Raw genomic sequence first — 13,000 nt, forward strand, 5'->3', positions numbered from 1 at the left:
AATTTATTTCATCGCTTTATCGTATAGCCATACCCGTAATAGTGACAATAATTGGTCTACATCTACCGGCTTGGAAATATAGTCGGAAGCTCCTGCCTGCAGGCACTTTTCACGGTCGCCCATCATAGCTTTGGCCGTAACAGCAATAATCGGCAGGTTCCGCAACCCAGGTTGTTTACGGATGGCCGCAATGGCGTCGTATCCATCCATTTCGGGCATCATCATATCCATCAGCACAATATCTACCGGATGATCTTTCAGCTGCTCTAATGCCTCCTTGCCATCGATGGCCGACAATACTCTCATCTGGTGCGTTTCCAGCGCCTTGGTTAAAGAAAAGATGTTGCGTACATCATCATCTGCTATTAACACGGTTTTATCTTTCAATACTTCATTCAGCGTGCCCATTTTTCCATTGCCACCGGCTGGCACCGGCGCATTTTCAGATACCAGGTGGAGGAACAACGATACTTCATCCAGCATACGCTGGTAAGAATGCGCTGTTTTTACCACGATGGAATCTGCATATTGCCGGATACGTTGTTCCTCTGATTTTGACAGGCTTTTACCGGTAAAAATGATGATGGGCAAATGTTCCAGCCCTTTTATTTCCTTCACCATTTCCAGTGCTTCATAAGCTTTTTCATCCGGGATGCCCATGTCCAGGATCACACAGTCTACATCTTTCTGCTGCAGTAAAGTAACGCCATCCCCCACGTTATTACTGATTTCAGAATTTACCTGGTAACTGCTCAGGAAGTAAGCCAGTGCCTTGGCATGCTTGGCATTTTCTTCCAGGATCAGTACTTTTTTGGCAGAACGTTGTAAAACAAATTCCATCTTTTCAAAGATCGACTGTATGCTCTCCGGGTCTACCGGCTTGCTGATAAAGTCGACCGCGCCTTTCATCAGGCTTTCCTTTTTGACTTCCATGGAAGACATAATATGCACCGGGATAGGTCTTGTGCGTGGATCATTTTTTAATTCTTCCATTACCTGCCAGCCGTCTTTAACAGGCAGCTGGATATCCAGCAAAATGCCAATAGGCTTGTAGATACGCGCCAGCTCTGCGGCTTCATCTCCCCTTACACTTACAATGCCTTTATATCCCCTGGCATGCGTGAAATCCAACAGTGCCTTGGCAAAGTGCGTATCGTCTTCTACAATCAGTATCACCGCATCATTTTTTTCTATCAGCCCGCGGTCATCAAAAACGCCTTCCGGTATCACTGGCGACAAGAAACGCGATTTGCTGGCAGCGGGCGCTTCTGCTTCCCTTGCCGGAGCGGGCACCTCATGAGAACCGCCGGAATCCGCTGCCTTAGGCGTTACAGGAATCGTTATCACAAATTCGCTGCCCTCCATGCTCTTACTGGTTACGCTCAGCTGGCCTCCTAATAATTTCGCCAACTCCCGGCTGATAGAGAGTCCCAGACCTGTTCCACCGTACTTCCGCCGGGTAGAACCATCTGCCTGCTGGAATGCCTCAAAAATAACCTGCTGCTTGTCTTCCGGGATACCGATACCAGTATCCCTCACCGCAAAACAAATAGTATCCGGCATTTCGCCCGGGCTCGCAGCCAATGTTACCGTACCCTTTGCCGTAAATTTCAGCGCATTGGATAACAGGTTCTTTAGCACCTGCTCCAGCCTTACCTGGTCTGTTTCTATATAAGCCGGTGTATGTACAGCAGTTTCCAATAACAGCTGCAGCCCTTTTTCTTTGGCAATAGGTCCAAACATTGCCTGCATATTGGAACAAACACTGGCAACAGCTATTTCTCCCAATTCGAGTTCCATCTTACCGGATTCTATCTTCGACAAATCCAGTATTTCATCGATCAGTGTCAGCAACCCTTTACCAGAGCTGTTAATGACTTGTGCATACTCCACCTGGTCGCCGTTGAGGTTATGATCATGATTTTCCGACAGGAGCCTTGACAACAATAAGATAGAGTTCAGCGGTGTACGCAGCTCGTGCGACATATTAGCCAGGAACTCTGACTTGTAGCGGGTGCTGAGCGACAGCTCTTCTGCTTTTTTATGTATATCCAGGTTGCGTTCTACGATGATCTGGTTCTTCTCTTCCAGCAAGCGGCTTCTTTCTTCCAGCTCTGCATTGGATTGCATCAGTTCTTCCTGCTGTACTTTTAACTCTTCTTCGGATACTTGTAGCTTTTGCGTTTGTGCTTCCAACTCCACATTCATACTTTCCAGTTCACTATGCTGGGTTTGCAGTTCTTCGGCCTGTGCCTGGGTTTCTTCCAGCAGCTCCTGCAGACGGGTACGACTGCGGGTGCTTTGTATGGCAACGGCGATGTTAGTAGCCGCTTGTTTCACAAAATCGATCACACCGTTGTTAAAAGGATACAGGGAACCTATTTCCATTACCCCTTCTGTAATGCCTGCATGCATCAATGGAATAATGAGTACATGTCCTGGGGTGGCGGCGCCGGTACCGGTAGCAATATACAGGAAGCTATCGGGAGCATCCTGCAGGTACAGGGGTTCTTTCCGCAATACCTGTTGCCCGAGCAACGTTTTACCTACTTCAATAACGGGTGGTGCAGGGTATTCCGGCGATAACGCATACCCGGCAGAAAAATGCAGTTCTCCTGCCCGGCGGATATACAATACGCCTGTTTGCGCACCGGTATATTGTATTATATCAGTGAGTGCATCGTTGCTGAGTGCGGACAGGTCCTTTTCTCCCAGGAGGGTTTCACTGATTTGATTAAGACCCGATTGTATCCAGATAGTTTGTTCGCCTTTGCTGCGGAATACTTTCAGATCGGCCGCCATTTGTACAATGGCATGTCCCAGCAAATCGTCTTTACTGCGGGGTTGTAGGTCAATATTAAAATTTCCTTTTCCAATCTGATCGGCGGCATCGGCCAATACCTGGTTGGTTTGATCGATTACTTCAAAAGACCGGGCGAGGCTGCCCACCGCATCTTTGGTAGTTATTTCCGGGGCCGAGCCGGGAATACCGCGGGCAATATTTCCTGCCGCCACACGCAGCAAATCCAGGCTGTCGGTGATGCCTTTGATCGTAACGCTTACAAACGCGATCACCAGTACTACAATGAGTACGAGGGCTACGAGGTAACGGGTTTTCAGGTCGTTTTCCTTTTTTGAAATAGCCTTTGCGTCCTTGCTCACCTTATCCATGATGCTGTGCTGCAGCTGCTTCAGCTGGTCTACGGCCTGTGAGGAATTATCCCACCAGGAATCGGCATTGAAAAGGGTATCGATGCTGCGGGTGGTGACAGTATTCCGGATAAAATCGTTGGTGATGGTCGACTCATTTGATTGTTCCATTTGCAGGAAGCTTTTGGCAACAGCCGGCGAAGCCCGCTCCATCAACTCTGTACGCAGGGCATTGTACATGTCGTTATTGTTTTCGATGCGGGCAAAGTCGTCTGGCCAGACTTCCTTCTTCAGCATAAAATAGTAGATATCCATGCGCAACATGCCCTGGTAGGCAGCCATACCGGCCAGGAGAGATTGTGCATTCATATCGCGCTGCAGCCCTTTCAGTACCGGGATATCGGGGGTATTGATATTGGCGAGATCGTCCAGCCGGAAAATGAGATTCGAATAGTAATCGAGTACTTCCCGCTGGGGCATATTTTTATGGTCAATTTCCTGGCGTTTGCGAGCTAAGGTATTCAGTAAGGAGTACTGGAAGAAATGGCTGTCAGTGGCCAGCAACCTGCTTTTCACGGCTTCAATGGCCAGGTCGGTTTTGGCGCGTTGGGTCAGCAAATCATTCAGGCTGCCGGTTTGTAATACATAGTTCACGCTGCTTCTCCGCTCCAGGTGTATTTCATCAGCTACTTTCATGATCACCGCAGCGGTGTTTACCTTTTGTACCAGGTTGTCGATCGTATCAATATCTGCGCTTTGCTTGTTGAATACCTCTACTCCGAAATAGATGAGGCATATCAGTGGTATAACAGCTATTAACATCAGCTTCCTCGGTAGTGGAAGTTGCATGAAAAATTTCTTCATCTGCCTGAGCTTGTTTAATTAATGGGTCCTGGTTTAATACGGCCGCCCTTGCCGGGTTTCTACACAATTCATTCCAAAGAACAATGTTATCTACTGGAAATGATAATAAAATAAGAACAAAATCCCATAGATTTGTCCCTATTCGAAAAATGATATGCCCGACCGTAGTAAATATACCTCCGTACTTTTAATAGATGATGATATAGATGACAGGATGATATTTGGTGAAGTATTAAAAGAGCTGGCACCGGATATCAATTACCACGAAGCTATCAATGGGGAGGATGCGCTGATGAAGCTAAGCCGTGATTTCACCCCGGACCTGATATTCCTGGATCTGAACATGCCCAGAATAAATGGTAAACAATTTTTAGCAGAGATCCGGCAACTCGATCATTTGAAGCATATACCGGTGATCATCTATACTACCTCTTCTCATGATTCCGATAAAAAAGAAACCAGGCAACTGGGGGCTTCCTATTTTCTGACTAAACCCAATAGCCTGCACGAACTTACCCATACGCTTTCCAGGATATTGCAGCAGCAACTGTTTTAAAACAAAGAGCCTCACAAAGAATTGTGAGGCAGCTTTTCTACCATTGTTACTATTTTTTAAACCCTCATATATGCATGAGCATATGCTTTGTGAAGGTAAAGGTGAGCAATTAAGTGCCCGCAAGTGTTAACCGGTTCTTAAAAACTCCTGCATTAAAATTGTTTGACTACTTCCTCCAACCATCCTGGTGCATAGAAATTCAATTTCACGGAGGGCTGAATACCTTTATTATCAATCCCGTGTCCTGCTGCCACTCTCCTCGACCGGGTGACCGGGTAGCGGATAGTACATGCCGGTGCGGTTAATTTCACCTCATTTACATTGGAATAATCCAACGCGCCGGCGGTAGGTGTGCCGTATACTTTTACTTTACCGCTTTGTACTGCTTCCAGCAGGAATTGCTCTGCAGCATTACTGCATTTATTATTTACAATCACCGCCACCCTGGAGGGCGCAGGTAACGGCGCCGGTAAAATCATGTTTTCATCGGGGCCCATGCTGACTAACCTGCCTTGCAGGCCATCGCCCTGGTGGATGGCTTTCCGGGTTTGCTCAAGGTATTCGTCCGGCATTTGACCACTTTGCTGGTCCAGGATGCGGCTCCAGGCGGCAATATTATCTGTTGTTGCCAGGAAGTCGGCTCCCACAATACGTACCGGCTGTGTATACAACAATGGGCGTAACCGCTCAGTTAGTTTATCAGTTCCTACCCCGTTATCCCGTATATCGATGATCAAGCGGGGATTTTTACGGAGGTATTCGTCATTCGCATTCAGTACAGAGTCGGTTACGGCGAAGTCAGCCGCCGTAAACCCGCCGATGCGCAGGTAACCGGTACTGTCGTCTACCTGACGAAAGAACGTCGTGACAGCTGGCATATCAGTGAATGCAGGCATTTCCCGGGAAGGCTGGCCATGGCCGGCGCCTGCCTTTTGCCAACCCAGCGCTTCCAGCCCGTTTCTTTGCTTACTTATGGTTACGGTGTCTAAGGCCACCCGCTGATGGCTGTAATTGACCAGGTCGTACTTATCGGCCGCTATGGCGGCCAGTTCAAATACAACATCCCCCGGGCTCCATGCCGGCTGGGGCGACTGCAATACTACTGCAGCATATTGCCGCAATCCGTGTGGGCTTTTCACCAGCGCCATTTTACCCATACTATCGGATTCATAAATACCCATCACCGGGCCGGCGGCTGGCTTTTCAAGCAACTCCAGCTGTGCGGGCGACAAAATTATTTTTTCGATGACCGGCGTATATTCTGGTTCCAGTACCAGGTGCTGATCCCTGAAAAACCGCAGGTACCTGTTGATCAGCAACATACAATGGCTGGCGCCCCGGATCGTTGCCGCCTGCAATCGCAGCTTGGCCACCAACGCCGAATACGTTTGCTGGGTAGCTGGTGTTACCTTGTCAATAAATCCTACATAGTTTTTCCTGAGATAGATGTGTACGCTGTCAAATTTCTTTTTACAATCACATTCCTGTGCGTATAAACGGGCATTACATAATAGTAATACCAATACAGCTATTGCTTTCATAGCAAAGGGTTTGAATGTTTTTGGCTGATAATAAATGGTCTTTAAATATATATATTCGGACGGAACTATCAGAATTTATTTATCATCATGCGCCAATATTAATAAATTACACGTCCTAATGAACCGCGTATGCAATTAGACGAACTGGAAAGGCTGTATAACGAACAGGCATATACCGAAGCAATAACAAAACTCGAAATATACTTACAGGATTACCCTCAGGAAGCCAGGGGATGGCATTTGCTGGGATTATCCCAGCTGGAAAACGCCAGGGCCACCGACAACCCCGACCTGGTATCCGCCATGTATGAAGCAGCTTACGATGCGTTCACCCAGGTATTGACCATCGATGCTTCCCACGCGCAGGCAAGGCTACACCGCGCCTACCTTGGTGCCAATATCATGACCGAAAAAGGAGATGAAGCGATCAGCGACTGCGATGTACTTATCACCAACGGCGATGAAGACATTACCACTAAAGCCCTGCTTTACCGATTCCAGGTATGGGTACTCAAAGAGGAAACGGAAAAGGCGCTGGCAGATATGCACCGCAGTCTCCAGATATATGAATCGCTCTATGCCGAGGACCTCCCACAGCTTAATGTAGCCCGCTTCCAGTGCTACACCCGAATCGGGGATGTTTACTACCATACCGAAAACCGGCCCGCCGCACTGGAATATTACAAGCAGGCCTTCGATTGCACGGTGTATAACAACCGGCTGATGTCGACGATCTGGTTCGCCCTTGAAATGGCCGACTATGATTTCGCCGCAAATATGCTGCAGATCCTCATTTCTACCGGCGAAAACTCCCGGGAAGAAATGCTGCGCCTGCTCAAACATATACAGCAATTACTCGCAGAAGGCGTCAGGCATGCTATGCTGGCCCGTGAATATTGTAAAGGCACTACAGAGTTCTGGCATGAGTTCTATGGAGAAGATGATGATGAAGGTACATTAGAACAGATACTGGTGGGTAAAAACTTCGTATCACAATATCCCGATGAAGCTTACTTTTATCACTATACCGCCACTGCGTTTTTCAACATCGGCAGCTACCAGGAAGCCTTTCCCTGGTACGAAAAATCGATGGCCATCAAACCCTATCCATTCAGTATTGTAAGATGGTATTATACTGCTTACAAGGTGACCGGACATTTCCCAACAGCATGGCCGGATATTGACCATCCCGTACCGTACGACTGGTATGCAGCGGGCGTTATCTTCACGGAAATTATACAACTGGAAAACGATTCGCAGTTAAAGCAGGCTGCCACGCCGCTTAAACGCTTTTTATACAAGAAAGCCTTTGATCTTTATCATGCCTACTGGTATGAAAATAAAGGCAATTCGTACGCCGGGCATCCGCATCATTTCGCGATGTGCTGCAACAATTACGGCATCGCTTTATATGAAGCCGGCATTTTTGTGGAAGCCGCACATATACATACCATCGGCTATAATATGTCGCCTTTCTGGGAGCAGCTGGAATCCAGGGCCGATGCATATCACAACATGGGCAAACTGGCCGAAGCCATCGCTGACAGGAGAAATATACTGGAGAATTATACCGATGTATTACCCCTGATGTACTATGTATCTATTCATGAACGAATGATAGACGATCTCTGCACCCTGGAGCGGCATGCCGAAGCGTTGGACCTGTATGAAAAAATATTGAACGAATACAATGAATGGATTGTTCGCGATATGGAAGAACTGGAAGTATACGACCGCGACACCATCATTTACAATATCGATCGCATTAAAACCGGCAGGGCATTTATCAGGAGCAACAGCGACAATGATTTGCCGGAACGTATACTGGCATTGGAAAGCCATTTAACCGACAAGCCGGATGACAGCGATGCCTACTTCAACCTGATGTATCTTTATTTTGATAACGGGCAGTATGAACATTGCATCGGCGCCATTAACAATCGTATTTCCATTGGTGGCATACGGCAATTGCCGGTCATCTCCCAAATGAAAATTTATTATTTCAGGGGAAAAGCAGCACTGAAACTGAAGCGATATAAAGCAGCCATTGCCGATATGCAGCAAACGCTGGAAATAATGGCCAGTGGCGATGCAGCAGATAATTCACCTAACTACCGGTTTGGGGTATACGCTTTTATGGCAGAGGCTTACCTTGGTGAACAGGAGTATGATCAATGCCTGGCTTATGGTATACAATGTGTAAACATTTATGCGGGCAACAACTGGGCCTGGGATGCTGAGGCTTCCGCCATACGATATACCATGGCACTGGCTTTCGAAGCGAAGGAAGATTTTTCGTCCTGTAAAAAACTAATCGACCTGATTGTAGTGAATGATCCTGGATATCAACCGGCCGTAGAAAAAAAGAGGCAACTCAAGGGAGGGGGATTATTTTCCTTCTTCAGGAAAAAGAAATAGCCACGCAAAGAAACTAAGAAGCAAAGCAGCAAAGGAATAAATACATTATAACAAATTCCTTTGCTGCTTTGCTTTTTAGCGCCTTTGCGTGATTACATCTCCATGGGCTTGTTATAGCTCACCATCCAATGCATACCATACTTGTCGATTAACTGACCATACCGGTGTGCCCAGAATGTTTCCTGGATAGGCATTGTCACCTTCCCTCCTTCAGACAGTTTAGCAAATACGGCTTCTGCGTCTTCTGTAGCATTAACAGCGAGTGCCTGTGAAACGGAATCACCGTTTACGGGTGGCGGTCCCTGCATGCCATCGGAGGCCATGAGTGCAAAGCCTGGTGTTTGAAGGAAGGCATGCATCACCAGGTTTTCCGCACCGGGAGGTACCTGGTCTTTCATGGGGGAGTCGGCCATCGTCATTACTTTCAGATCACCACCCAACACTTTTTGATAAAAGGTCATCGCTTCCCGGCAGTTGCCGTTGAAAATGAAGTAGGTCGTTAATGTGCTTGACATGACATTTTTTTTTGGGTAAAAGATGGAATTCAGGTAGATAATAAAGTTAACCAAAACTAACTTATCAACACTTTATTTCTTACTAACAGGCAGGCTCCGATGATGCCGGCCCGTTCACCCAGCTTCGACATTTTCAGTTTGGAATCGTTACTCACAAGGCTCAGTGAATATTTTTTCATCGCGCTTTTTATGGGCAGCCGGATATGGTCCTGGGTAGCTGCCAGCGCCCCGCCCAGGATCACCAGTTCGGGGTTAAAAATATTCATCAGCAACGCCACACCACGCCCCAGTTTCTCTCCCACTTTAGCAATGAGTTCTATGGCCAGCATATCGTCGTTGTTGGCTGCTTCAATAATGTCGGGCAGGTGAATGTCTTCCAGCGACCGGTGGGTACGTGACAACATGGAAGAAGAGCCCGCTGCCAGTTTCTGGCGGAACATATCGACCAGGGCCCAGCCAGAGGCTTCGGTTTCCAGGCATCCTTTTTTACCGCAATGGCAGATAATTTCATTATCATACATCGGAATATGCCCCACTTCCCCACTATAACCGGATTTACCGTAATACAGTTCCCCGTTGATCAGTACGCCCATACCTATCCCATAATCCAGGTTCAGGAAGAGCACATTGCGTTCGCCATGTACCAGGTCGGAACAAAATTCGCCATAAGCCATGGCGCGGGAGTCGTTTTCCAGGAATACCCGGATTCCTACCTTATTGCCGATTACTTTGCTGAGCGGTTCCTCATCGAAGTAGAAGAGGCTATAATTATAGCCGGTGGCATAGTTGATACGACCAGAGATATTAATGCCGATTCCCAGGATCTTCTCCCTGGGCACGGTCAATCCATCAATAAAATTATTAATAAGTTGACAGAGCTCTTCCAGCGAGGCTTTGGTATTATCGAGCGTATAAGGAAGTGCTTCCACCGTGGTGACCAGGTTTTTATGAAAATCTGACAGGCCCAGGTTGAGGTGGTCGTGTTTCACATCTACCCCGATAAAGAAAGCCGAATCGGCCACCAGGCCGTACAGGTTGGGCTTTCGGCCGCCGGTGGATTCAATTTTCCCGTAATCCATTACCAGCCCGTCGTTGATAAGATCGTTGACCAGGTTGGTTACCTTGGGTGTGCTCAGGTTCAGTTCCTTACACAAATCCGCGATGGTAGCGTGGCCATTATTGGCAAAATAGGCCAGGGCGGCCTTTTTCAGGTTGATATTCTTATAAGCTACCCCTGTAGCATTTGCATTGTTTAATTCTTCAAAGAAGGTCTTGGCCATAGCATCAGATAGACTTTTACAATAATTATCTCCAATTTAAGGCGCTAAATCTGATTTTTTTTAAAATAGGCCGAGAAAGGCGGCTAAAGTTCTCTTATAAATGATTTTGTTAATTCGCAAAAATTGATACCTTTGCAATCCTTTTTAAGCTAAAAAAGGTAGCTCTTGTCATGTGTGTTCACCAGCCTTCGGGGGGTGAATGAGTACAAAAATGAGTGAGTTCTTTTATTTAATGCGGATGTGATGAAATTGGTAGACATGCCAGACTTAGGATCTGGTGCCGCGAGGCATGGGGGTTCGAGTCCCTTCATCCGCACTTATAATTATGTGGCAATGCGTCAATATGGCAATGTGATAATGCTATGCTCTCCTTCCCTTTCATTGTCACTGTTGTCTTATTCAGACACACTTTCACCTGATTTTAATAACAAATAATTTCCTGCCATTCCTACTTGCCGTTGTGACTTCATGGCAGAAAAACAAACAAGGAATCATTATTGCTTCTTAAAGAACACTTTATATAATTCAATTATGGCAACCGTTACCAGAGAAAACATTGGTTTATTGAACGATAAGATCACTGTGAAAGTGAACAGGGAAGATTACCTTCCTAATTTTGACAAGGCGGTAAAACAATTCAGCAAAAACGCCAACATACCTGGCTTCCGTAAAGGAATGGTACCTGCAGGGATGGTTAAGAAGATGCACGGTCAGGCTATCTTTGGTGATGAAATTCTGAAAACTGTAGAAAGAGAATTAATGGGCTATGTGCAGGCAGAGAAACTGGAAATCTTTGGCCAGCCATTATCCCTGGAGAAAGAACCTAAAGATCTGAACTTCAATGCACCGGCCGACTACTCCTTCGAATTTGAAGTAGGTCTGAAACCTGCTTTCGCTGTTACTCCGCTGGAAAACAACAAAACCACCCTTACCAAATATAAAGTAGCCGTTACCGATGAAATGGTAAACGATGAAGTACAGCGTTTACAGCTGAAAGGTGGCAAAACCACAGAACCTGAAACAATTACTTCGGAAGATAACGTGATTAACGTTAAATTCGAAGAGTCTGACGAAAAGGGTAATGTGATCGAAGGCGGTATCGTAAAAGAAAACGCTTTACTCGTTAAGTATTTCTCACCTGCTATCCAGGCTGAACTGCAGGGCAAGAAAAATGACGACAGCATCGTATTCCAACTGGCTACTTCTTTCGACGAACAACGCTTAGGCTGGATCCTGAAAGATCTGGGCTTTGAAACAAACGACAAGGAAGCAGCAAAGAAATATTTCAAACTGACTATTACCAAGGTAGGTCTGATTGAAAAAAGAGAATTGAACGAAGAATTCTTCAAGGAAGTTTATCCTGGTGAAGAAATCACCACAGAAGAGGCTTTCCGGGCTAAACTGAAAGAAGAAATCGGTAAATACTGGGATTCCGAAAGCCGTAACCACCTTCACAACGACCTGTTTGAAGTACTGGTACACGAAACTCCCATTGATTTACCAAAGGATTTCCTCAAACGCTGGCTGCAGGTAGGTGGCGAAAAACCTAAAACCGCAGAAGAAGCTGAAAAAGAATTCCCTGGTTTCGACCATCAACTGCGTTGGACACTGATCAGCGATAAACTGGTTAAAGAAAATAAACTGGAAGTTTCTTTCGAAGACCTGAAAGAAAATGCCAAACAAAAAGTATTAGGCTACTATGGCGGCGCCGCTGCTGATGGAGCAGAATGGTTAGACAGCTACCTGGATCGCCTGTTACAGGATGAAAAATTCGTAGACCAGACTTACCGTGAAATGATCACTGCCAAGTTGTTTGACTGGGCGGAAGCTAAGGTGAACGTGAAAGAAGAGGAAATCAAAGCAGAAGATTTTGTTAATTTACCTCATAAACATCACCATCATGAACATTAATAACGAATTCAGAAAATATGCCATCCAGCATCGTGGAATCAGCAGCCTGGTAGTAGATAGTTACGCTAAAAGCCACCAGTTAAACAGCCTGACTCCTTATATCCTTGAAGAGCGTCAGTTAAACATGCAACAGATGGACGTTTTCTCCAGGTTGATGGCTGATCGTATTATTTTCCTGGGCGACCCGGTAAACGACTACGTAGCAAACGTAATTACTGCACAGTTGTTATTCCTGGAGTCTGCCGACCGTAACCGTGATATCCAGATGTACATCAACAGCCCCGGTGGTAGTGTGTATGCAGGTCTGGGTATTTATGATACCATGCAGGTAGTTTCTCCTGAAATCGCTACTATTTGTACCGGTATGGCGGCCTCTTTCGGCGCTGTATTGCTGGTAGCCGGCGCTAAAGGAAAACGTACTGCGCTGAAACATGCCCGCGTAATGATTCACCAGCCTCACGGCGGTGCAGAAGGCCAGACTTCAGATATCGAAATCACTGCGCGTGAGTTCGTAAAACTGAAGAAAGAGCTGAACGAAATTATTGCCGGCCACTGCGGACAACCTGTGAAAAAAGTGGAAAAAGACTCCGATCGTGACTATTGGATGACTGCGGATGAAGCAAAAGAATACGGCATCATTGATGACGTTCTCCAGAAAAATCCAAAGAAAAATCTGGATACACCACAGTAAAGTTTAAAGCATAAAGCGCAAAGCATAAAGCTATTGTAGCGAAAAAGGATAGCGAAGATGATAGCGATTTTTTG

General features: G+C 46.4%; 8 protein-coding genes and 1 tRNA gene. 5 read left to right on the top strand and 4 right to left on the bottom strand.

Going from position 1 to position 13,000, the window contains the following annotated elements; genetic code table 11:
* Window positions 1-3 precede the first annotated feature (3 nt).
* Window positions 4-4,014: a response regulator gene (locus HGH91_RS28785; RefSeq protein WP_168742705.1), complete on the bottom strand. Its 4,011-nt coding sequence runs from the start codon at window positions 4,012-4,014 to the stop codon at window positions 4-6.
* Between the two features lie 154 nt (window positions 4,015-4,168).
* Here HGH91_RS28785 and HGH91_RS28790 point away from each other — a divergent pair, with 154 nt between their 5' ends.
* On the top strand, window positions 4,169-4,570 hold the full coding sequence (locus tag HGH91_RS28790) for a response regulator (protein ID WP_168742706.1): 402 nt from the start codon (window positions 4,169-4,171) through the stop codon (window positions 4,568-4,570).
* 152 nt (window positions 4,571-4,722) lie between these two features.
* On the opposite strand, the gene HGH91_RS28795 is transcribed toward HGH91_RS28790, so the two are convergent.
* Window positions 4,723-6,111 (bottom strand): S41 family peptidase, encoded by a 1,389-nt coding sequence (locus HGH91_RS28795; protein WP_168742707.1) that lies wholly within the window; start codon window positions 6,109-6,111, stop codon window positions 4,723-4,725.
* Window positions 6,112-6,240: 129 nt separating this feature from the next.
* Here HGH91_RS28795 and HGH91_RS28800 point away from each other — a divergent pair, with 129 nt between their 5' ends.
* Entirely contained in the window at window positions 6,241-8,529 is a 2,289-nt protein-coding gene (locus HGH91_RS28800; protein WP_168742708.1) for a hypothetical protein, read from the top strand.
* Between the two features lie 92 nt (window positions 8,530-8,621).
* Here the strand turns inward: HGH91_RS28800 and HGH91_RS28805 are convergent, their stop codons facing one another.
* Complete coding sequence (locus HGH91_RS28805; RefSeq protein ID WP_168742709.1) at window positions 8,622-9,044, bottom strand: VOC family protein; 423 nt, start codon at window positions 9,042-9,044, stop codon at window positions 8,622-8,624.
* Window positions 9,045-9,100: 56 nt separating this feature from the next.
* On the bottom strand, window positions 9,101-10,324 hold the full coding sequence (locus HGH91_RS28810; protein WP_168742710.1) for an ROK family transcriptional regulator: 1,224 nt from the start codon (window positions 10,322-10,324) through the stop codon (window positions 9,101-9,103).
* Window positions 10,325-10,558: 234 nt separating this feature from the next.
* Here HGH91_RS28810 and HGH91_RS28815 point away from each other — a divergent pair.
* The 3 genes from HGH91_RS28815 (at window position 10,559) to clpP (ending at window position 12,926) form a co-directional block, all read left to right on the top strand.
* A tRNA-Leu gene (locus HGH91_RS28815) sits at window positions 10,559-10,640 on the top strand.
* A 215-nt stretch (window positions 10,641-10,855) separates the two neighbouring features.
* Window positions 10,856-12,235, top strand: a complete 1,380-nt coding sequence (tig, locus tag HGH91_RS28820; RefSeq protein WP_168742711.1) for a trigger factor — start codon at window positions 10,856-10,858, stop codon at window positions 12,233-12,235.
* Window positions 12,225-12,926 (top strand): ATP-dependent Clp endopeptidase proteolytic subunit ClpP, encoded by a 702-nt coding sequence (clpP, locus tag HGH91_RS28825; protein ID WP_145660446.1) that lies wholly within the window; start codon window positions 12,225-12,227, stop codon window positions 12,924-12,926. The genes tig and clpP overlap by 11 nt, the downstream gene beginning before the upstream one ends.
* Window positions 12,927-13,000: the final 74 nt, after the last annotated feature.

This window comes from Chitinophaga eiseniae (assembly GCF_012641265.1).
Taxonomy (GTDB): domain Bacteria; phylum Bacteroidota; class Bacteroidia; order Chitinophagales; family Chitinophagaceae; genus Chitinophaga; species Chitinophaga eiseniae_A.